At 61.3% G+C, this 21,842-nt stretch carries 21 protein-coding genes; 8 read left to right on the plus strand and 13 right to left on the minus strand.

Annotation, left to right across the window (positions count from 1 at the left end; all coding sequences use genetic code 11):
* Positions 1-17 precede the first annotated feature (17 nt).
* The 3 genes from NMA58_RS23070 (at position 18) to NMA58_RS23080 (ending at position 2,532) form a co-directional block, all read left to right on the plus strand.
* Entirely contained in the window at positions 18-1,802 is a 1,785-nt protein-coding gene (locus NMA58_RS23070; protein ID WP_434714061.1) for a thiamine pyrophosphate-requiring protein, read from the plus strand.
* A gap of 114 nt (positions 1,803-1,916) precedes the next feature.
* A complete protein-coding gene (locus NMA58_RS23075; protein WP_434714345.1) occupies positions 1,917-2,195 on the plus strand; it encodes a type II toxin-antitoxin system RelE/ParE family toxin in 279 nt (92 codons plus the stop codon).
* Between the two features lie 28 nt (positions 2,196-2,223).
* Positions 2,224-2,532, plus strand: a complete 309-nt coding sequence (locus NMA58_RS23080; protein ID WP_184455360.1) for a HigA family addiction module antitoxin — start codon at positions 2,224-2,226, stop codon at positions 2,530-2,532.
* A gap of 27 nt (positions 2,533-2,559) precedes the next feature.
* On the opposite strand, the gene NMA58_RS23085 is transcribed toward NMA58_RS23080, so the two are convergent.
* From NMA58_RS23085 to NMA58_RS23115, 7 genes are all read right to left on the minus strand, one after another.
* Positions 2,560-3,324, minus strand: coding sequence for a FadR/GntR family transcriptional regulator (locus NMA58_RS23085; protein ID WP_434714062.1), 765 nt, complete (start codon positions 3,322-3,324; stop codon positions 2,560-2,562).
* A gap of 131 nt (positions 3,325-3,455) precedes the next feature.
* Positions 3,456-4,520, minus strand: coding sequence for a four-carbon acid sugar kinase family protein (locus NMA58_RS23090; RefSeq protein ID WP_434714063.1), 1,065 nt, complete (start codon positions 4,518-4,520; stop codon positions 3,456-3,458).
* A complete protein-coding gene (locus NMA58_RS23095) occupies positions 4,517-5,509 on the minus strand; it encodes an ABC transporter ATP-binding protein (RefSeq protein ID WP_434714064.1) in 993 nt (330 codons plus the stop codon). Before NMA58_RS23095 ends, NMA58_RS23090 begins: the two co-directional genes overlap by 4 nt.
* Positions 5,509-6,516 (minus strand): ABC transporter ATP-binding protein, encoded by a 1,008-nt coding sequence (locus tag NMA58_RS23100; protein WP_434714065.1) that lies wholly within the window; start codon positions 6,514-6,516, stop codon positions 5,509-5,511. Before NMA58_RS23100 ends, NMA58_RS23095 begins: the two co-directional genes overlap by 1 nt.
* Positions 6,513-7,472 (minus strand): ABC transporter permease, encoded by a 960-nt coding sequence (locus NMA58_RS23105; protein ID WP_434714066.1) that lies wholly within the window; start codon positions 7,470-7,472, stop codon positions 6,513-6,515. The genes NMA58_RS23100 and NMA58_RS23105 overlap by 4 nt, the downstream gene beginning before the upstream one ends.
* Positions 7,473-7,474: 2 nt before the next feature.
* Positions 7,475-8,431, minus strand: a complete 957-nt coding sequence (locus NMA58_RS23110; RefSeq protein WP_430957564.1) for an ABC transporter permease — start codon at positions 8,429-8,431, stop codon at positions 7,475-7,477.
* 131 nt (positions 8,432-8,562) lie between these two features.
* A complete protein-coding gene (locus tag NMA58_RS23115; protein WP_434714067.1) occupies positions 8,563-10,200 on the minus strand; it encodes an ABC transporter substrate-binding protein in 1,638 nt (545 codons plus the stop codon).
* Between the two features lie 314 nt (positions 10,201-10,514).
* Here NMA58_RS23115 and NMA58_RS23120 point away from each other — a divergent pair, with 314 nt between their 5' ends.
* The 4 genes from NMA58_RS23120 (at position 10,515) to pdxA (ending at position 15,180) form a co-directional block, all read left to right on the plus strand.
* Positions 10,515-11,420: a dihydrodipicolinate synthase family protein gene (locus NMA58_RS23120; RefSeq protein WP_434714069.1), complete on the plus strand. Its 906-nt coding sequence runs from the start codon at positions 10,515-10,517 to the stop codon at positions 11,418-11,420.
* An 11-nt stretch (positions 11,421-11,431) separates the two neighbouring features.
* Complete coding sequence (locus NMA58_RS23125) at positions 11,432-12,622, plus strand: sialidase family protein (protein ID WP_434714071.1); 1,191 nt, start codon at positions 11,432-11,434, stop codon at positions 12,620-12,622.
* A gap of 354 nt (positions 12,623-12,976) precedes the next feature.
* Entirely contained in the window at positions 12,977-14,110 is a 1,134-nt protein-coding gene (locus NMA58_RS23130) for an iron-containing alcohol dehydrogenase (RefSeq protein ID WP_434714072.1), read from the plus strand.
* 83 nt (positions 14,111-14,193) lie between these two features.
* Positions 14,194-15,180 (plus strand): 4-hydroxythreonine-4-phosphate dehydrogenase PdxA, encoded by a 987-nt coding sequence (gene pdxA / locus NMA58_RS23135; RefSeq protein WP_434714073.1) that lies wholly within the window; start codon positions 14,194-14,196, stop codon positions 15,178-15,180.
* A gap of 60 nt (positions 15,181-15,240) precedes the next feature.
* On the opposite strand, the gene NMA58_RS23140 is transcribed toward pdxA, so the two are convergent.
* Together NMA58_RS23140 and NMA58_RS23145 are read right to left on the minus strand one after the other, a co-directional pair.
* Positions 15,241-15,723: an RES family NAD+ phosphorylase gene (locus NMA58_RS23140; RefSeq protein WP_434714074.1), complete on the minus strand. Its 483-nt coding sequence runs from the start codon at positions 15,721-15,723 to the stop codon at positions 15,241-15,243.
* Complete coding sequence (locus NMA58_RS23145) at positions 15,720-16,151, minus strand: antitoxin Xre-like helix-turn-helix domain-containing protein (RefSeq protein ID WP_064696724.1); 432 nt, start codon at positions 16,149-16,151, stop codon at positions 15,720-15,722. The genes NMA58_RS23140 and NMA58_RS23145 overlap by 4 nt, the downstream gene beginning before the upstream one ends.
* A gap of 87 nt (positions 16,152-16,238) precedes the next feature.
* On the opposite strand from NMA58_RS23145, the gene NMA58_RS23150 reads away from it, so the two are divergent.
* A complete protein-coding gene (locus NMA58_RS23150) occupies positions 16,239-17,156 on the plus strand; it encodes an alanine--tRNA ligase-related protein (RefSeq protein ID WP_434714075.1) in 918 nt (305 codons plus the stop codon).
* A gap of 96 nt (positions 17,157-17,252) precedes the next feature.
* On the opposite strand, the gene glpK is transcribed toward NMA58_RS23150, so the two are convergent.
* The 4 genes from glpK to NMA58_RS23170 all read right to left on the minus strand — a co-directional run bounded on the left by glpK (position 17,253) and on the right by NMA58_RS23170 (position 21,833).
* Positions 17,253-18,755, minus strand: a complete 1,503-nt coding sequence (gene glpK / locus NMA58_RS23155) for a glycerol kinase GlpK (protein ID WP_434714077.1) — start codon at positions 18,753-18,755, stop codon at positions 17,253-17,255.
* 153 nt (positions 18,756-18,908) lie between these two features.
* Complete coding sequence (locus NMA58_RS23160) at positions 18,909-20,633, minus strand: ABC transporter substrate-binding protein (protein ID WP_434714078.1); 1,725 nt, start codon at positions 20,631-20,633, stop codon at positions 18,909-18,911.
* 77 nt (positions 20,634-20,710) lie between these two features.
* The gene (locus NMA58_RS23165; RefSeq protein ID WP_097599743.1) at positions 20,711-20,992 is read right to left on the minus strand and encodes a DUF2160 domain-containing protein; all 282 of its coding nucleotides are present in this window, start codon (positions 20,990-20,992) and stop codon (positions 20,711-20,713) included.
* Between the two features lie 13 nt (positions 20,993-21,005).
* Positions 21,006-21,833 carry a carbohydrate ABC transporter permease gene (locus NMA58_RS23170; protein ID WP_085781430.1) on the minus strand — a complete coding sequence of 276 codons (828 nt, stop codon included), beginning with the start codon at positions 21,831-21,833 and terminating at the stop codon, positions 21,006-21,008.
* Between the last annotated feature and the right edge of the window lie 9 nt (positions 21,834-21,842).

A 21,842-nucleotide genomic window follows, 5' to 3' on the forward strand; every position in this document is an offset into this window, starting at 1 on the left:
CCAGGAGAACAGCATCCATGGCGAAAACTGTCGGCGATTTTCTTGTGGCACGGCTTGGCGAATGGGGTGTGCGACGTATGTTCGGCTATCCCGGCGACGGCATCAACGGCGTCTTCGGGGCGCTCCATCGCGCATCCGACAAGATGGAGTTCATCCAGGCACGGCACGAGGAAATGGCGGCTTTCATGGCAGCCGCCTATGCGAAGTTCTCAGGCGAACTCGGCGTCTGCATCGCAACCTCGGGACCCGGCGCCACCCACCTGATCACCGGTCTTTACGACGCTCGCATGGACCATCAGCCGGTTCTCGCCATTGTCGGCCAACAGGCGCGCCGCGCGCTCGGCGGACATTACCAGCAGGAGCTCGACCTTGCCGCCCTCTTCAAGGATGTCGCGAGCGATTTCGTGCAGCAGGCTTCCGCCCCGGCGCAGGTGCGCCATCTGATCGACCGCGCGGTTCGCATCGCGCTCGCAAACCGGGCGGTTACAGCGATCATTCTGCCGAACGACCTGCAGGAAATGCCCTATGAGGAGCCAGCGCGAAAGCACGGAACTGTGCATTCGGGTCCGGGTTACCGCCCGCCGCGAGTCTTTCCGCACGGAGACGATCTTCAGGCCGCGGCCGATATTCTGAACGCGGGAAAGAAAGTGGCGATCCTCGTCGGCGCCGGCGCGCTCAAAGCCACGGACGAGGTCGTTGCCGTTGCCGACCGCCTCCAGGCGGGCGCTGCCAAGGCCCTGCTCGGCAAGGCCGCTCTGCCGGATGACCTGCCATGGGTGACGGGCTCGATCGGCCTTCTCGGGACGGAACCTTCATGGAACCTGATGCGCGACTGCGACACCCTGCTGATGATCGGCTCCGGTTTTCCCTATTCCGAATTCCTGCCGGAGGAAGGCCGGGCGCGCGGCGTGCAGATCGACATCAATCCCGACATGCTGTCACTGCGCTATCCGATGGAGCTCAACCTGACCGGCGATGCGGCCGAAACGCTCAGCGCGCTGCTGCCTCTGTTGCGGGAAAATCCTGATACCAGCTGGCGGCAAACGATCGAGAAAGACGTCGCCTTCTGGTGGAAGACGCTGGACGAGCGCGCTCACGTCGACGCCAATCCGGTCAATCCGCAGCGCGTCGTCACCGAACTTTCGCCGCGGCTGCCGGCAAACGCCGTTGTCACCAGTGATTCCGGCTCCTGCGCAAACTGGTATGCACGGGACCTGAAGATGCGCCGCGGCATGAAGGGCTCGCTTTCCGGCGGCCTGGCATCGATGGGAGCTGCCGTCCCCTACGCGATCGCCGCCAAATTCGCTCATTCCAATCGCCCCGTCGTCGGCCTGGTCGGCGACGGCGCTATGCAGATGAACAATCTCGCCGAGATGATCACCGTTGCCAAATATTGGAAGGACTGGGCCGATCCGACTTTCGTCATCTGCGTCTTCAACAACCAGGATCTGAACCAGGTGACATGGGAGCAGCGGGTGATGGAGGGCGATCCGAAATTCGACGCGTCGCAGTCCATTCCTGATATAGCCTATCACAAGTTCGCCGACCTCATCGGATTGCGCGGCATTTTCGTCGACCAGCCGGATAAGCTCGGCGCCGCATGGGAAGCAGCCTTGACCGCAGGTTGCCCCGTCATCCTGGAGGTGAAGACCGACCCCGAAGTGCCGCCGCTGCCGCCGCACATCACCTTCGAGCAGATGCGGAATCTCACCTCAGCTTTGATGACGGGGGATCCGCATCAGGGGGGTGTCATTGCCGGCACCTTCCGTCAGCTCTTTGCCGGCATTCTTTCGCGACGATAACCTCATTGCCGCTTCAGGCCTAAGGCATGTTCAAATGATCAACACTTGAATTCCCAGCGCCGAGATTGTCAATTAATTGTTGACATGTGTCAGCTGTCGACTTACAGATCGACCATGATCAAGTCGTTCAGAAACAAGGCCCTGGCAGATCTGTTTGCGACCGGAAAAACAGTGAAGATCGATGCCAAGCTGCAAAAGCGTATCCTGATCCGGCTCGACCGTTTGGAACAAGCCGAAAAGCCGGACGAGATGAACCTCCCCGGCTTCGACTTCCATCCCCTTAAAGGGCATAATCCCACCCGGTACACCGTTCACGTCAACGGCCCCTGGTGCATCACATTCGAATTCGACGGCAATGATGCCGCTCGCGTCGACTTCGAGCAATATCACTAAAGCGGCTCGGACTGGGGAATGACATCTGATGCCCGTATATGAAACGACGAGACCGACGACGCGCTGCCCTTCCCACCCTGGGGCATTGCTCGATGACATCATCCCGGCAACGGGAAAGACCAAGGTGGAAATCGCTAACCTGCTTGGGATCTCGCGTCAGCACCTCTATGATATCCTGAACGAGAAGAAGCCCGTATCGCCCAATGTCGCTGCCCGTCTTGGGAAGCTGTTCGGCGATGGCCCCGCCATATGGCTGCGCATGCAGGCTGCTTATGACGCCTGGCATGCCGAACGGGAAGTCGACGTCTCCGGCATCCCGACGATCCGGGCGGCATGACCAAGTTCAGCGGCTCGGCGATGGGGTTCAAAAGGACAGGTCGAGCACCCTGCCCTCGAACAGACGGTCCCGCGAACCTTCGAGATGCGCCTTCATCAGCCGTTGTGCATCATCAGCCCGGCCATCGGCGATCGCCTTGTAGATGGCGTTGTGCTCCTCATAGACCTGTTCCAGCCCCTGGCGGGGGCCGAGCAGGGAAAGACCATGAAGGTGCATGCCGACGGCGATATGGGCTTTCAGCGCATCGATCGAGGCGGTGTAATAATGGTTGTTGGCAGCCTCGGTCACCGCGCGATGGAAGATGAAATCGGCGTCGGTGCGGTGAAGCTGATGACTGGTCGCTTCGCGAAGATCCGCAAGGGCGCCGGCGATCTTCTGGATCGCCTGCTCATTGCGGCGTTTGGCGGCGAAATAGGCGGCGGCTGGCTCGATGGTTAGCCGGAATTCGTAGCAGCGCTGAATGTCGGCGATCGTCTTGACCGGCGAATAGGCAAGCTGCGTCGTCGGCGATCCATGCGCGCTGACGAAAGTGCCGGCCCCCTGCCGAGCATAGACCATGCCCTGGTCACGCAGGCGCGCCAGCGCATCGCGGACGATCGGCCGGGAAACACCCAGCATCGAGGCGAGCTCATGTTCGCCAGGAAGGCGCGAATCCGGTGGGTAGTTTCCGCCACGGATCCGCTCGAGCAGCTGGTCGAAGACACGGTCGACCAGCTTCACGGCCTTGCCGCGTTCGGGCTTGCCCGCCGGGCCGGCTTCCGCGTTCAAAGATTCGCCGTTCACTTCAACCACGTCATTCTCCCCGACGGTATCTTACTAGAGCATGATGCCGAAAAGTGTGAGCGGTTTTCGGACGACATCATGCTCTCACTACAGAATTTAGAACAGGATGATTTAGGCTGGTTGGCCTAAATCATCCTGTTCTATGCCGCCTGATTCCGAAGAACCAGTTTTAGCAGACTATCGGGCTTGCCGAAGCCCCCCGACTTGACGGCGCACCGAAAATGTCGGCCATCGGCGGCCGTGACATCGAACCAGGGAATGCCAGCCTCGATCTCGCCCTTGGGCGCCAAAACCCTCACGCCTAATGTGCGGAAAACGGCAAGAGCCGTATCGCCGCCGCCGACCATCAGCATATCCGGCCTCGTGTCGTCGATGACAGCCTTGACGCCTGCCGCAAAGCTGCGGGCGACGAGCCCGGCATCGGCAGCCATATCGCCTGTGCACCGCAACAGCATCGGCAGCGCCAGACCTTCTCCACATTCGATCTCGCCCATCGGCGCATCCACCACCATGCGCAAGGCACCCGTGCCTTCAAGCCGGTTCATCTGAGCGGCAGTGATCGGATCGCGCGAGCCGAAGGCAAACAGGGTCCGCGGGCTTGCCGCAAATTCCCTCCTAGTCGACTGACCTGCCTCGCCGAGGTGGCGGGCAAGTGCGGCGCCGAGACCCCGGGCGCCGACGGCAAGGGTCATCTGCCAGTCATGTCCCGCAGCGATCTGGTCAAGGTCGGCATCGTCCCCGGCATCGGCAACGACGACGCGGTCCACGCCAGTTTTGAACAGCTCGGCGATCGGCAGCGGCCGGTTGATGCCGCGGCCGACGACACAGCCCCGGTAGGTCAACCGCTGCTGATCGGGAATGGCGGGCGCGACGAGGATGGTCTTCAGCTCGAATGCCTTCGCCAGCGCCATGCTTTCCGCCGCGACATTGCCCTTCAGCCGGGAATCGATCTTCTTCATGACGACCGCAGGCTTCTCGCCACGAAAGACCGTCGCCGCCGACTGTACTCTTTCGGCGGCTTCGCGCTCATCCAGTGCGCGGGAGGCGGTGTTGATGACGACGACATCGCAGGCGGTAGCGACCGCCTCCCGCGCCGCCTCTATATCGATGGCGACGGCTACCGAAAGGCCGGCTTCGACGAAGGGCGTGCCGGTATCGAGCGCGCCGGTCAGATCGTCGGCAATGATCGCAACCTTTAGCGTCATGCGATTTGCTCCGTATTGACGGCGTGGCACGCAACGAGATGGCCGGGCCTGGCTTCCTTCCAGGCGGGGATGACCTTGCTGCAGACATCCATGGCGATCGGGCAGCGCGTATGGAAACGGCAGCCGGACGGCGGGCTCAGCGGGCTCGGCACGTCGCCCTGCAGGATCTGGCGCTGACGGGTGCGCTCCAGTTCCGGATCGGTCTCCGGAACGGCCGACAGCAGCGCCTTGGTATAGGGGTGCAGCGGATTGTCGAAGAGTTCCTCGCGGGTGGCCAGTTCGGCCAGCCGCCCGAGATACATGACGCCGACGCGGGTACTGATGTGGCGCACGACGGCAAGATCATGGGCGATGAAAAGATAGGTCAGCCCGTATTTCTCCTGCAGATCGAGCAGCAGGTTGATGATCTGCGCCTGGATCGACACGTCGAGCGCCGAGATTGCCTCATCGCAGACAATGAATTTCGGCTGGCAGGCAAGCGCGCGGGCAATCACGACGCGCTGGCGCTGGCCGCCGGAAAGCTCGTGTGGGTAACGTTGGGCAAAGCGTGTGGGCAAGCCCACATCGGTGAGCAGAGCCGCCACCCTCTCCTTGAGCTCGGATTTGCCGCAGAGTTTGTGAAACAGGATCGGCTCGCCGATCGCCTCGCCCACGGTCATGCGCGGGTTGAGCGTCGAATAGGGATCCTGGAAAACGATCTGCAGGTCGCGGCGAAAGGGCCGCATCTGCGTCTCGTCGAGCGCCGCGAGGTCCTGGCCCTTGTAGACAACCTTGCCGCTGGTGGCCTTGTAGAGGTTGAGGATGGTGAAGCCGGTCGTCGATTTGCCGCAGCCGGATTCGCCGACGAGGCTCAGCGTCTCGCCTTCCATGATGTCGAGATCGACATTGTCGAGCGCATAAACGGTCGCCGAGCGTTCGCCGAAAGCGCCGAGCTTGACGTGGAAATGCTTGACCAGGTTTTCGACCTTGAGCAGCGGTTGAGCAACCATTACGCGGCCTCCTGCATTCTCTGGACGACAAAACAGGCGGCGCGGTGTTTGCTGCTGCCGGCGAGCGGTTCGAGCTGCGGCACCTTCTCGTGACAGATCGTCTCGACGAGTGGGCAGCGCGGCGCAAAGGGGCAGCCCTTCGGCCGTCGGCCGGGCTCCGGCGGCGTGCCGCCAATCGAGCTCAGCCGGCTTGCCGGTGGATCGGACAGTTTCGGGATCGAGGAGAGCAGGCCGCGCGTATAAGGATGGCTCGGTCTGGCATAGAGTTCGTCGACCGGCGCATCTTCCACGACCGTGCCGGCATAGAGCACGGCGACGCGATCGACGAGACCGGCGATCAGCGCCAGATCATGGGTGATCCAGACGACCGACATGCCGAGCTTGGCGCGCAGATCCTTCACAAGATCGACGATCTGGGCCTGGATCGTGACGTCGAGCGCCGTTGTCGGCTCATCGGCAATGAGAAGCTTTGGATTGCAGGCGAGGCCGATGGCGATCATCACCCGCTGGCGCATGCCGCCTGACAGTTCGTGCGGAAACGCCTGTAGGCGCTCTTCTGGGCCGGGAATGCCGACGAGTCGTAGGAGCTCTACGGCGCGGGCGCGGGCTTGCGCCTTCTTCATCTTGCGGTGATAGATCAGCGGCTCGCAGATCTGATCGCCGACGCGCATGACGGGGTTGAGCGAGGTCATCGGGTCCTGGAAGACGAAGCCGATATCACCGCCGCGCACCTTGCGCAGCTCGCTGTTTGACATCGTCTGCAGGTCGCGGCCGTCGAAGGTGGCCGAGCCCTTAGCGACCTTGATCTTGTTCGGCAGGAGCCGCATCAGGCTCAGCATGGTGAGGCTCTTGCCGCAGCCGGATTCGCCGACGACCCCGAGGGTCTCGCCTTTATCGACATGGAGATCGATGCCGTCGACGACGACGGCCGGGCCGCTGCGGCCATCGATCTCGACGGTCAGACCCCTGACGTCGAGCAGGCGTTCTGTGCTTTTCGTGTCCATCATTTGCTGCCCCGCGGATTGAGCGCGTCGTTGAGACCATCACCAAGGAAGCTGAAGGCAACCGAGGCAAGGCCGAGCACGGCCGCCGGAGCGGCGAGAAGATGCGGATAATGCTGCCAGACGCGAAGGCCGTCCGAGATCATGTTGCCCCAGCTCGGCGTCGGCGGATTGACGCCGACACCGAGGAAGCTGAAAGCGCTTTCCAGCACCATCGCCGTGCCGAGACCGGCGCTGACCGAGACGATCAAAGGCCCGAGCGCATTCGGCACGACATAACGCTTGATGATGATCCAGTTTGAAAGGCCGAGCGCCTGGGCCGCAGTGATATATGGCCGGCTGCGGATCGACAGCACCTGGGCGCGCACGAGTCGGGCATAAGGCGGCCAGGAGATCAGCGCCATCGACCCGAAGACGAGGATGAAATCCACCCAGATGGTCTGGCGGTAGAAGGGGTTGAGGGTCTCGAGGTAGCGCGCCTCCATCCACCGGGTGATCGGCGATTTCAGCGACGCGTTGATCACGACGACGAGCAGCAGGTTCGGAACCGACATCGTCACGTCGGTCAGCCACATAATGGCGCGGTCGAAGGGATTGCCGAAGAAGCCGGCGACCGCACCGAGCGTCAAGCCGATCAGCACTGCGAAGAAGGTGACGATGACGGCCACGAGGAAAGCGGTCCGCGTGCCGAAGACGACGCGGCTGAAGACGTCGCGGCCGAGATCGTCGGTTCCAAAGAGATGGCTCATCGACGGCAGCGCGTTGCGGGCATTGAGGTCTTGGCTCAGATAATCATAGGGCGTGAGATATGGCCCGAAGATCGCGGTGAAAGCGAGAATTAGAACGACGATGAGACCGAAAACGGCAAGCTTGTTACGCCGCAGGCGATGCCAGGCGTCGCGCCACAGGCTGACCGGCGGCTCATCCACGGTTTCTGTGGTGGAAAGAGGGATTGCAGACATGGTCAGCGGCTCCTTCTTGAATCATTGGCGCGCGGGTCGAGCAGCGGATAGAGCACATCCACCAACAGGTTCGACACCATTACGAGGAAGGATCCGATCAGCGTGATCGCCAGGATGACGGGATAATCGGAGTTGATCAGCGCCTGCACCGTCAGGCGGCCGAGACCCGGCAGGCCGAAAACGAGTTCGACGAAGATCGCGCCGTTGACGATGGTGATCATGATCAGGCCGAGCTGCGTGACGACGGGCGTCAGCACCGGCCGCAGAATATGGCGCAGCGCCACGACGATCTCAGGCACGCCCTTGGCCCGGGCGGTCCGGACGAAATCCTCCGACAGCACCTCGATGACGGCGGCCCGGGTCTGGCGCACGATCAGCGCGATCGGCTGGAAGGAAAGGACGATCAGCGGCAGCAGGATTCTGATATCGAGGATGCCACCCCAGCCATAAGGCACTTTCACGCCCGGCAGCAGCACGATGAGGCCGACCATCAGCAGTGGTCCGGCGACATAGGCCGGGATCGCCCAGAGGAAAAGCGCCGAGCCCAGAATGGCATAGTCGAGGCGCGAATTCTGGTTCAGCGCGGCGATCATCCCGAGCGGGATCGCGATGACGGCGGTCAGAATGATGGAACAGAGGGCAAGCTGAAAGGAGACGGGCGCAGCGGCCGAGACCATCGCCCAGACGGCGCGGCCCGATGTCAGCGAGTTGCCGAACTGGCCGTGCAACAGGTTCCAGATGTAAAGGCCGAACTGCTCGATGAAGGGCCTGTTCAGACCCGCACTTTCGCGAATGGCTTCGATACGCTGCGGATTGTAGGCGACGTCGCCCGGTGCGCGCAGGAAGATCAGCTTGATCGGGTCGCCGGCGCCATAAAAAGCCAGCGCATAGACGGCCAGCATGACCACGAGAACGGACGGAATCCAGATGGCAAACCGGGTTAGCACGTAGCGCAGCAAGGCCACCTCCCACCTGTTATGCGATGCGTTTCCCCCATCAGCCTGACGGTTCGCATCTCTTCTTGAAACTTGCGCGAAGACCGCAAGGCCCTCGCGCGCTCATTGTCAAATTCGAAAAGGGCCTTCCGGGATCAACCGATGGAGATGTTCCAAGGTTCGACGACCTGCCAGTCCAGGTTCTTGTCGAGGCCTTTGACCTCCTTGGTGGCCCAGCGCGACATCGCCTGAGAATACCACGGAATGAAGGCCCAATCGTCGCGGAAGGCCTTCTGCGCTTGCTGGGCGAGAGCAATGCGCTGCGGATCGTCCGCAGCCTTGGTCGCCGCTTCGGCAAGGGCGCTGTCGACCTTGTCGTTCTTGTATCCGCCGAGCTTGTTCTGCGCATTCGACGAGGTCGAGGCTATGCAGCCCGTGAGATAGGAGACGGCATCGGGAACGCGGGTGCCGACGTCGTCGCGGAAGATCTGGACCGAATTCTGGTCCGGGCCGGCATAGGCGTCCTGCTGCGGCTTCATGTCAACCGCTGTAATGCCGAGGTTCTGGCGCCACTGCTCGGCAATGAACTGGGCTGCCGCTTCAATCGCCGGCGCCGAAATGCCGACGAACATGATCTTCGGCAGCCGCTCCGGACCGCCGTAGCTCGATTCCGCGAGCAGCTTTTTGGCACCTTCCGGGTCATAGGGAAAAGGTTCAAAACCAGAATTCTCAGCGCCAGGAACCGAGTTGAGGATCTGGTCGGCCTTCTTGTGCGGCCCATCGGGATAAGAAGCCTTGAACAGGCCGTCACGATCGACCGCCATGATCAGCGCCTGGCGGACCTTTGGATCGTCCATCGGAGCGCGGGAGATATTGAACCAGAAATGCTGGCTGGTCGGGATCAGCGGGCCGGCCGAGAATTCCGGGCCGAGATCCTGAATAATGGTAGAGGTGACGAGCTCGGTATGCGCGTTGAATTCGCCGGAGTTGATTAGCGAGGTCGCGGTGACGTTGTCCTCGATCGAGGTGATCTCGATGCGCGCGAGCTTCGGCTTCGGCCCGAAGAAATTCTCATTCGGTTCGAAAGTGAGCTTGCCTGCGTCGATATCGAGGCTCGTCAGCTTGAAAGGCCCGGAGAAGGCCGGTTTACTGTCGGGCTTGTACCAATCAATGATCTCCTCGCCGTCGCTGCCGCGTGACTGCGACGCCTTGGTGATCGGCGCGATGTGGTTTGCCAGCCGCATGAAGAAGATCGGATCGGCGGCGGTAAGCGTTACGACGACCGTTCCTTCGTCGGGTGTCGCCACACCGGTTAGCTCTTTGCCGGAGCCGGCGGCGATCTTGGCATAACCCTTGACCTTGCTCAGCACCTGGTCGGCGCGCTGGCTCTTGGTGTTCGGCATCGAGGCGACTTCCCACGATCCCTTGACGTCGGCCGAGGTGATCTTGCTGCCGTCGGAGAACACGGCCTTGGGATCAATCTTGAAGGTCCAAACGGTGTTGTCGGGCGATTCCCAGCTGGTGAAGACATAGGGCTTGAGATTGCCCTGGCTGTCGAAATACATCGGCGACGCCCACCAGATCGAGTTCCAGCGGAAGGTCCTGCCGCCACCGCGCAGCGGCGACCAGTCCTGGTCGAAAGCCGGATGCGCGACTTTCAGCACCTGGCCTTCGTCCGCCAGCACGATGCGGGCATTCATCCCGAAGACGGTAAGGCCGACGCCGGCGGCAAGGCCGAGTTTCAATGCATCGCGACGTGATAGATTGGTTTTCTCAGATTGATCAAAAGACATGCATTCCTCCCACGATTAATACGGCAGCACTCTCCCTGCACCCTCCCAGGCGCAGCATAATCCCTGCCATATCGTTCCCTCGTTATTGTAAATATGTCAACAAAAAAACGCGATTTTAATCCGATGAAAATTATCTAATAAAAATAACTCTGTGATTACAGTTAGATGAGATTCAGTCTCCTTAGTCATCCATTTTGTCTTCTTGACAAAAGCACCGCGATGGAAAAGTTCTTTGCACTCATCGCTACAGGCAAATGACAATTGCATGCGCTGCCGGACGGTTCGACGGCAAGGCGCGCCGAAGGGAGGGCGGGATGAGCCATCACAAGATTACAGGCGTTTTCAGCGCGGCCGCAACGCCGCTGACCCCAGACAATGCGCCGGATCTCGGCCTTTTCACCGACCATTGCCGACGGCTGCTGGCCGAGGGCTGTCATGGCATAGCCCTGCTCGGCACGACGGGTGAGGCCAATTCCTTTTCCGGAGGCGAGCGGCGCGCCATTCTGGAAGCGGCGCTGGAAGCCGGCATTCCTGCCGGTAAGCTGCTGCCGGGTACGGGCGTCGTCGCCATTCCCGAAACCGTCGAACTGACCCGGCACGCGCTGTCGCTCGGCGTCACCAAGGTCGTGATGCTGCCGCCCTTCTACTACAAGGGCGTTTCCGACGACGGCCTCTTCGCCGCCTATTCGCAGGTGCTGGAGAAAGTCGCCGACACGCGGCTGCAGGTCATCCTCTACCATATACCGCAGGTCTCGGGTGTGCCGCTCTCCATTCCGCTGATCGGGCGGCTGATTGCCGCCTTTCCGGAAACCATCGTTGGTATCAAGGAATCGGCCGGCGATTTCAATAACATGCAGGCCATTATCGCCGCCTACCCCGGCTTCTCGGTGCTGGCGGGCGCCGATCCACTGCTGCTGCCGCTCTTGAAAGCCGGCGGTGCGGGCTGCATCACGGCGACCTCCAATCTCGTGGCGGATTCGCTGCGCACCGTCTACGACCGTGTCCACGACGAGAGGCGCGCTGGCGAAGTCGAGGCGGCGCAGGCGCGCATCAACACCTACCGCACACTGTCCAACTCCTATGTCCAGATCCCGACCATCAAGGCAATGATCGGGCTGAAGACAGGCAATCCCGCCTGGAAGCGCACCCGCGCACCGCTGATGCCGCTCAGCGAAGCGGACTATGCCGCACTCACCGAGAGCTACGCCAAGCTGCCCTGAGGAGACCCGCCATGCGCTCTACCGGACTGTCCCCCGAAGCCGTTCCCGCCCTGATGACCGGGGCCATCACCTCTCACCCCACTGTCGAGGCTCGCGCGGATGCCTATCTGCCCTCGCCCTGCATTCAGAACCACGCGGCAAACCTTGCTTTTCTGCCCGACGGTACGCTGACCTGCGTCTGGTTCGGCGGCACGATGGAGGGCATGGGCGATATCTCGATTTACATGTCGCGGCTGGCGCCGGGCTCCGATCGCTGGTCCGAGCCGGAGAAGATGAGCGACGATCCGGAGAAGTCCGAGCAGAACCCATTGATTTTCAACGCTCCTGACGGAAAGACATGGCTGCTTTATACCTCGCAGACCTCGGGCAATCAGGACGGCTCCGTTGTCAAATGCCGGGTGTCCGATGATGGCGGCCGAACGTTTGGCTCGGTCCGGATCCTCTGCGACAGCCCCGGCACCTTCGTTCGCCAGCCGATCGTCGTGAACGACAGAGGCGAATGGCTGCTTCCGGTCTTCCGCTGCGTTGGCCTTGACGGCAGGCGCTGGAGCGGCGACGCCGATACGGCAGCGGTGCTGATTTCGCGCGATGGCGGCGCGACCTGGCAAATGAACGACGTTCCCGACAGCGTCGGAGCCGTGCACATGAATATCCTCCCGCTCGGCGGTGACGAGATGATCGCCTTCTACCGCAACCGTTTCGCCGAGACCGTTCTTTCCAGCCGATCGAATGACGGCGGCAGGACATGGAGCGCTCCCGAGCCCACGGCACTGCCGAACAACAATTCCTCAATCCAGGCAACGGTCCTGCATGATGGAGCGATTGCAATGGTTTACAATCATTCGAATGCAGCCATGTCGGATGCACGGCGCCAGTCTCTCTATGATGAAATCGAGGGCGACGAGGCTGGAGAAACCGCTACTATTGCTGCTCCCGATATCGGCCGCAAGGCGGTCTGGGGTGTCCCGCGTGCGCCGCTGAGCCTTGCGATATCGAGGAATGGCGGCAAGAGCTTCCCGCATCGCACGGATCTTGATACCGGCGACGGCTTCTGCCTCAGCAACAATTCCAAGGATTCGCTGAACCGCGAATTCTCCTATCCCTCTGTCGTCCAAGGCGGCGACGGCACACTCCATATCGCCTACACATACTATCGGCGCGCCATCAAATATGTGCGCCTCGCCCCGCAATCCGCGCCGTAAGCGAAGCGGCGGCTGGGCAATTGTAAATCTGCGTCTGAAAAGGGAGAAGGACGCGAGCTTCAGCGGCCTCGGCTGGCCGAACGACGTGAGCTTGATAACAAGTTCGGCTGGCTCCTCGAACATACGGCGGGCAGGCTCGGCCTGTACGGACAATCGGAATTCAGCGACGAAGATCCGATATCTCACTGATTTATCCGACATTTATGCGTATTCTTCCCGCATGAGAGCTTCAACGTTCCGATATCAGGCGACAAAATTCTCAGCTCTCGGGAATGCCGACTTGACATTGACATTACAACTTTACATTAAAGAGGGCGACACTGTTGCCGCAAGATCCGCAGGGAGGACTGGTTCATGGCCAGCTTGGGTTCGCCAATCACGATAGTTCGGCCGCATTTGATCGAGTTCGGTATAAGCACGGCGGGGAAGCTCGGCAGATGGGCTGCCGAAAAAGGCTACAGGCGCACGCTAGTAATCTCGGATGCGTTCAATGCTTCGCGAATCGACGTGCTGGAACTGAAGGGCGAGGTCACGGTGTTTTCCGAGGTGACGCCCGAGCCGGACACGGCCAATCTCGACAACGTATTGGCAGTGGCCAACGCCGTCGATGCCGAGTTGATCGTCGGCTTCGGCGGCGGCAGCGCCATGGATCTCGCGAAGCTCGCCGCCGTTCTTGCCGGCTCGGCGCAGACGCTGCACGAGGTTGTCGGTCCGAACAAGGTCAACGGCCCACGCAAAGTGGGGCTCGCCCAGGTGCCGACAACGTCCGGCACCGGCAGCGAGGCCGGTATCCGCGCGCTCGTCACCGATCCCAACACAATGGCGAAGCTTGCCGTTGAAAGTTTGCATATGCTGGCCGACATCGCCGTCGTCGATCCGGCGCTGACCTTCAGCGTGCCGGCGCGCACCACCGCCGCAACCGGCGTCGACGCCATGGCACATTGCGTCGAGGCCTTCACCAACCGCAAAGCTCATCCGATGGTCGATATCTATGCAATCGAGGGAACGCGGCTCGTCGGCAGATATCTCGCCCGTGCCGTCAAGGACGGCAGCGACGCGGAGGCGCGCGCCGGTCTCGCACTTGCCTCACTTTACGGCGGCTTCTGTCTCGGCCCGGTCAACACCGCCGGCGGCCATGCCCTCGCCTACCCTCTCGGCACGCGCTGGCACGTGGCGCATGGTGCCGCGAATGCTCTGATCTTCCCGCATGTTCTCGCCTTCAACACGCCCGCGGCCGCGGAGAAGACGAAAGCGGTGATGGCGGCGCTCGGCTATGAAACCGCGGAAAATATCGCCTCCGTCTTCGATGCGGCTTACGCTTTCTGCGCCGAACTCGGCATCGAAATGAAGCTCTCCGGTCTAGGCGTGCCGGAAAGCGATCTCGATGCGATGGCCGAGGACGCCTTTGCCATTCGCCGGCTGCTCGACAACAATCCGCGCGATCTCACCCGCGCCGACATTCGCTCGATTTACGCGGCCGCCTTTTAAAGCATGATCCCGAAAAGTCTGGGCGGTTTTCGGACGACATCATGCTTCGGACCTAAGCAACGGTTTCAGAAGGAACTCGATTGATGGACAGGAATGCGAAAGTCGCCGTGACACTCGGTGATCCCGCCGGCGTCGGCCCCGAAGTGATCGTCAAGGCCTTGGCGGCGCTTCCAAGCGAAGAGCGCCGCGATTTCGTCATCGTCGGCAATGTAGAGGCGCTGGAGCGGGCCGACCGCGTTACCGGCTCGGGCCTGAAATTCGGACCCGCCGAGGCCGCCGGCGGCGACAGGATCGCGGTCGACGAAGTGCCGTTCGGCGCCGCCCTGCCCGAAATCGGCAAGGTCAGCCCGGTCGCCGGCGATGCCTCGGTGCGCTACATCACCCGCGCCGTCGATCTCGCCATGTCCGGACAAGCCGATGTCATCGTCACCGCCCCGATCAACAAGGAAGCGATGAACCTTGCCGGCCATCACCATGACGGCCATACCGGGCTTCTCGCGCATCTCACAGGCTCGAAGAGCTCCTTCATGCTGCTCGCTTCCGAGCGGCTGAATACCATCCACGTCTCCACTCATGTCTCGTTGAAAGGCGCAATCGAACGCGCCAAGACAGAGCGTGTGCTGGCGACCATCGAAGCCGGCCACAGGCATTTCCTGCGCCTTGGCACAAAGCCGCGTATCGCCGTCGCCGGCCTCAATCCGCATTGCGGGGAAAATGGCCTGTTCGGTACCGAGGACATGGAATTCCTGGCGCCGGCCGTCGAGCAGGCGCAAGCAAAGGGCATCGACGTTGTCGGTCCGATCTCCGCCGACACGGTGTTTGCCCGCGCCTATAACGGCGCCTTTGATCTGGTCATTGCCCAGTATCACGATCAGGGCCATATCCCGATCAAGCTCATTGCCTTCGAGACGGCCGTCAACGTCTCGCTCGGTCTGCCGATCGACCGCGTCTCGGTCGATCACGGCACCGCCTTCGACATCGCTGGCACCGGCAAAGCCAATCACGTCAACATGCTGTCGGCGATTGCCTATGCCAGGCTGATGGCCCGCTCGCCGCGCCAGAAGACCTGATCGCAACATAAGGGAGGAGCAACAGCGCATTGCTCGCGGGAAACGTTTCCTGCTGCCGCGTCACACGCCGAACAGACGGCGATCCCAGAACACCGGCTCGTGGAGACTCGCCGTGATCGAGGAGAATTCCGGATGCGCCGGATTGATCAGCACGTTACGGTCAACGCGGGCGACGACGCTCGGCACCAGCAGAATGGCGCTGCGCTTCTCCTGGCACCAACCTTCACCGAAGTCCTTGCTGACGCTGGCCGGCATGCTGTCCCAGCCCGGCAGAGCGGGCTCAGAGAAAACCTCGTAGCTAACCCCGCGCGGTATGGTGATGGTGACATAATGCTGGTTGGGCGGCAGCCGCCCGCTGCCATGCACGAGCTTTTCGAGAAGCGCCGTCGAATAGTGTTCGCTCGTGTAAATGATCGGGCTGCCTGCCGTATTCCACCGCCCCGGCGCGATTGTCGAGCCGGTGGCGTCGAAGATCGGGTAGGTTCCGTCAGGATCTCCGATGCGGACAGATGTCAGCGTGCGATCCAGGCGTTGCGCGTTCACGCAGCACTGCCGTATTTCAGGCTTCCGAGGATATCGAGAACGAGTTCGCCGCCGATTTCGCTCTGGATAACGACGTCGATCGGCCGCCTATCCTCCAGCATTGCATGGGGGCGGAACAGGAAATCTCGGGCCTCGATCTCGCTCTGCCAGACATCGAGCGCCAGCCCCCAGACGCGTGCGAGGCGAGCGAGCTTTATGCCCTCGTCGGAGGAAAGCCGATGCTTGGACTTGCGCCGCTCATAGGTGGCCTTCGGCACCAATCGGTACTTGAACTGCGCATCGCTCGGGGCGAGAAGCAGCGCCATCCGGTCAAGCGCCTTGACCGGCAATCCCTCCTCGATGCTGGACAGCAGCCCGAAGGCCGAACGCGAGGCCGGCTCCCTGGCTGGCAAGCCGAGAACATCGGCAACGACTGCAAATCCGGTCATGACAATGGCTCCAATTCACCTGAGGTTATATTTAGTCTCAAATGAGCCAATGTTCAAGAGCCTGTCTTGATGGCAGCAGGTTGCTGCATGCGCGTCATACCGCTATCTTGCAGAAAGGCACGAACAGCAAAGGAGGTTGCCTATGTCATCGCGGGACGCCTGATCCAGCACTATCAAGACTTCTGCCTTTCCAAGGGCATTGATTTCACACGCATTGAATCCGTACGGCCGCATGACGATACAACGCTCTTCTGCAGCGCTGGAATGCAGCAGTACAAATCTCTCTTCTCCGATCCTTCCTACCGTGGAACCGTCGCAAACAGCCAGGCTTGCCTGCGCATGGGCGACCTCGATGAGATCGGCGACGGGACTCATCTTCTCCACTTCACCATGCTCGGCCTTTTCTCCTTCAGAGAAATGACAGTTGGCGATGCTATCGACTTCTGGCTTGCGTTTCTGGGAACGCTGGGTCTGGCGCCGGATCACGTGACGATCCATCCAGACCGTCTGACCGAATGGACGCCGCTCTATAACGGGCGGGTGCCCATCGTTCCAGATCCGGAATGCATCTGGAGCGATGGCAGCATTACCGGATACTGCACCGAGTTCTACAAGGATGGCGTCGAGATCGGAAACATCGTCAATCCCCTCGAAAGCTGCATAGACGTCGGCTTCGGCGCGGAACGTCTCGACATGATCGTCAACGGCACGCCGCAAAGCGATGCGCTTGAGACATTGCGCGAGACGGTCATGACGATCGTGGAGAGCGGTTATCGGCCGGGCAACAAGGAGCAGGGGTATGTTCTGCGCAAATTGCTCCGCCGTATCCATAAGATGGGCGGCATGCTCGACCATCCCTTTTTCAAGGACGAGGTCGAACGCCAGAAGCGGCTCCGCGCTAAATATCTGCGCCTTCGTGACCGCTATTCCGTCATGAATGCGGATTGGTGGTTTGACACCCATGGCATTGATCTTGCCGACATTCAGGAGACGACGGACGAATAACAAGGATAAGGCCGCCTGACAGATGATGACAGGCGGCCTTGCCAGGTGCCGAAGGCCTTCTGATGCCGCGTCAGACAGTCCAAACCCGATCCGGCGCTATCCCGCCGCTGTGTCCGAAATCATCCGCGACACGGCGTTCTTCCAACCGATGATCTTGGCCTGCCGCTCGCCCTCCTCCATCGAGGGATTGAAGCGGCGGTCGCAGGCCCAGGCCCGCGCGAACTCCCGCCTGTCCGGCCAGATGCCGGCTTTCGAGCCGGCGAGCCAGGCGGCGCCCAGAGCCGTCGTTTCGCGGATCGCCGAACGGTCGACGGGATTTCCCGTGATGTCGGCCAGGCACTGCATCGTCCAGTCGGACGCCGCCATGCCGCCATCGACGCGCAGCACGGTTTCCAACTGGTTGGCGCCCCAGTCCTTCTTCATCGCCACCAGCAGGTCGAGCGTCTGATAGGCGACGGATTCAAGCACCGCGCGGGCAAATTCCGCCGGGCCGCTGTTGCGCGTCAGGCCGAAGATCGCGCCGCGCGCAGCCGGATCCCAATAGGGCGCGCCGAGGCCGGTGAAAGCCGGAACGATATAGACCTGCTGTCCGGGATCTGCTTTGGTGGCCAGAACCCCAGCCTCGGAAGCCTGGCTGATGATGCCGAGGCCGTCGCGCAGCCATTGCACGGCCGCACCCGCAATGAAAATCGAGCCTTCGAGTGCATAGGTCGTCTCACCGTCGAGCCGGCAGGCAATGGTCGTCAGCATCCGGTTGGAGGAGGAAACACGGTCGCGGCCAGTGTTCAGGAGGGCGAAGCAGCCGGTGCCATAGGTCGATTTCATCATGCCGGGGTGAAAGCAGGCATTGCCCACGGCCGCCGCCTGCTGGTCGCCGGCGACGCCGAGGATCGGCAGCGCGACCCCGAACAGAGCTTCGTCGACCCGGCCGAAATCATCGGCGCATTCCCTGACCTCGGGAAGCATAGCTGAGGGAATGCCGAGAATGCCGAGAAGCTCCTCGTCCCAGGCGCCGTCATCGATATTATAGAGCAGCGTTCGCGAGGCATTGGTCGCATCGGTGGCATGCACACGGCCGCCGGTCAGCTTGTAGATCAGCCAGCTGTCGATCGTGCCGAAGCAGACCTCGCCTGCCTCCGCCTTCTCCCGCAGGCCATCGACATTGTCGAGCAGCCAGCGCAGCTTCGTTCCGGAGAAATAGGGGTCGAGCAGCAGGCCGGTCTTGGCGCTGAACAGCTTCTCATATCCGTCAGCCTTCAGGCTCTCGCACATCTCGGCGGTGCGCCTGTCCTGCCAGACGATCGCGCGGTGAAGCGGCGTACCGGACCTGCGATCCCAGACGACTGCCGTCTCGCGCTGATTGGTAATGCCGATTGCCGCGATCACGGCGGCGTCTATACCAGCATCGGCGATCGCCTTGCGCACCGTGTCGATGACGGACTGCCAGATTTCGGCGGCGTCATGCTCCACCCATCCGGGCTGCGGATAATATTGGGTGATCTCCGCCTGCGCCGAGCCGACCATTTTCATGTCGCCATCGAAGATGATGGCGCGTGAAGAGGTCGTGCCCTGGTCGATCGAAAGAATATAGCCGCTCATACATCCATCTCCAGCTCGCACGAAACCGCTCAGCCCGCCGCTCAGCGGCAGGACGCCAGGTTTGATGAGAGAAAGATTGTGAGGTGCCACCGGCTTCAAGTCGGTGGCAGGAAGTGATGGCCGGAGGCCTTGTCGCCTCCGGCCGGGTCCGCCTTACTTCTTCTGCCAGCTCTTGACGAGTTCGTCGTAGTTGACGGTAAGCGGCTTTTCCTTCTCGTTCTCGATCTTCAGCTGCGGTGCCAGGTTGCCCTTCTTCACCGCATCCGCGTTCCAATATGCGAGATCATGCTCTTCAGCGAGTTTCGGGCCGATATCGCCCTGGACCTTGGCGCGTTCCAGGCGCTGCAGCACCTTTTCCTGCTCGGAGCAAAGCGAGTCCATCGCTTCCTGCGCCGTCTTGGCGCCGGAAGAGGCGTCACCGATTGCCTGCCACCACAGCTGCGCGAGCTTCGGATAGTCAGGAACATTCGTACCGGTCGGCGACCACTGCAGGCGGGCCGGCGAACGGTAGAATTCGATCAGGCCGCCGAGCTTCGGCGCGCGATCGGTGAAGGACTTATGATCCAGCGTCGACTGGCGGATGAAGGTGAGGCCCATATGGCTCTTCTTCACGTCGACAGTCTTGGAAGTGACGAACTGCGCATAGAGCCAGGCGGCCTTGGCGCGATCGACAGGCGTGGACTTCATCAGCGTCCAGGAGCCGGCATCCTGATAGCCGAGCTTCATGCCGTCCTTCCAATAGACGCCATGCGGGCTCGGGGCAAAACGCCATTTCGGTGTGCCGTCCGCATTGACGACCGGCAGGCCTTCCTTGACGAAGTCGGCCGTGAAGGCGGTGTAGGTGAACATCTGCTGGGCAACTTCACCCTGCGAGGGGACCGGTCCGGATTCGGAGAAGGTCATGCCCTGAGCGGCGGCCGGTGCATAGGCCTTCATCCAGTCCAGATACTTCTGGATCGAATAGACCGCTGCAGGGCCATTGGTATCGCCGCCTCGCGCGACGCACGAACCGACCGGACGGGAGTTCTCGTCGACCTTGATACCCCATTCGTCGACCGGCTTGCCGTTCGGAATGCCCTTGTCGCCGTTGCCGGCCATCGACAGCCAGGCATCGGTGAAGCGCCAGCCGAGCGATGGGTCCTTCTTGCCGTAGTCCATGTGGCCGTAGACCTTCTTGCCGTCGATCTCGCGGCCGGTGAAGAACTCGGCGATATCCTCATAGGCCGACCAGTTGACCGGCACGCCGAGATCGTAGCCGTACTTCGCCTTGAAGTCCGCCTTGTTCTTCTCGTCGTTGAACCAGTCGTAACGGAACCAATAGAGGTTCGCGAACTGCTGGTCCGGCAGCTGGTAGAGCTTGCCATCAGGCGCTGTCGTGAACGACTTGCCGATGAAGTCGTCGACGTCGAGGCCGGGATTGGTGACATCCTTGCCTTCATTGGCCATCCAGTCGGTCAGCGAGCGGGCCTGCTGGTAGCGCCAATGGGTGCCGATCAGGTCCGAGTCGTTGATATAGGCGTCATAGATGTTTTCGCCCGACTGCATCTGCGTCTGCAGCTTTTCGACAACATCGCCTTCGCCGATCAGATCGTGGGTGACCTTGATGCCGGTGATCGCGGTAAAGGCCGGAGCCAGCACCTTCGATTCATAATCATGCGTGGTGATCGTTTCGGAAACGACTTTGATGTCCATGCCGGCGAAGGGCTTCGCGGCATCGACGAACCACTGCATTTCCTTTTCCTGGTCGGCGCGGGAAAGCGTCGAGAGGTCGCCGACTTCCTTGTCGAGGAACGTCTTGGCCTCGTCCATTCCGGCATAGGCCGATGCTGTCATCGCCAGCAGCAAGCCTGCTGTCGTCGTCAATAAGTGCCGTCGCATAATATCCTCCCAGGGTTTGCGATTGCAGTTACGTCTCAGGCGGCCAGTACCCCCGGCCATCTGTCTTCTCCTTGCCGTTACACGTAGCGGAACACGCCGATGGCATAGACTACGGAAATGGCAAGAGCCCACCACAGGTTGGGCCCAGCGAGCCCAAGCCATGCAAGATGAATGAACGCTGCGCCAAGCAGCGAAATGAAGAGCCGGTCGCCGCGCGTCGTCTCGAAACGCAGCACGCCCGTGCGCGGCGTGCCGCCCGGCGAAAAATATTCCCAGACGCTCATGGCGATGAGCAGCGTAAGGATCGTCAGGAAGAAGAGCGCCGTCGGCAGCGTCCAGGCCATCCAGGTAAAATTCATGACCGTCTCCTCCTCAGACGCGGCCCAGGGCAAAGCCCTTGGCGATATAGTTGCGAACGAAATAGATGACGAGCGCGCCGGGGATGATGGTGAGCACGCCGGCTGCCGCCAGTACGCCCCAGTCCATGCCGGCCGCCGAAACCGTGCGCGTCATGATCGCCGAGATCGGCTTTGCCGCGGTCGTCGTCAGCGTGCGGGCCAGCAGCAGTTCGACCCACGAGAACATGAAGCAGAAGAAAGCGGCGACACCGATCCCGCTTGCAATGAGCGGCATGAAGATCTTCACGAAGAAGCGCGGGAAGGAGTAGCCGTCAATATAGGCGGTTTCGTCGATCTCCTTCGGCACGCCAGACATGAAGCCTTCGAGGATCCAGACCGCCAGCGGCACGTTGAACAGGCAGTGGGCGAGCGCCACGGCGATATGGGTATCGATCAGGCCGAACGCGGAATAGAGTTGGAAGAAGGGCAGCGCAAAAACCGCCGGTGGCGCCATCCGGTTAGTGAGCAGCCAGAAGAACAGGTGCTTGTCGCCGAGGAAGCGGTAGCGCGAAAAAGCGTAGGCCGCCGGCAGCGCCGCAAGCACTGATATAACAGTGTTCATCACCACGTAAATGATCGAGTTGATGTAACCGTTATACCAGGACGGATCGGTGAAGATGACGGCGTAGTTCCGGAGCGTCGGGTTTTGCGGCCACAGCGAGAAGGCGCCGGTGATCTCGGCATTCTCCTTGAAGCTCATGTTGATCAGCCAGTAGATCGGCAGGAGCAGAAAGAGGATGTAGAGCGTCGTAACCACCCAGGAGAGGTTTCCGGCGGGCTTGTATTTCCTTGTCGAACCCATGGATCTCTC

It is taken from the genome of Rhizobium sp. YTUHZ045, assembly GCF_051124255.1.
Lineage (GTDB): Bacteria > Pseudomonadota > Alphaproteobacteria > Rhizobiales > Rhizobiaceae > Rhizobium.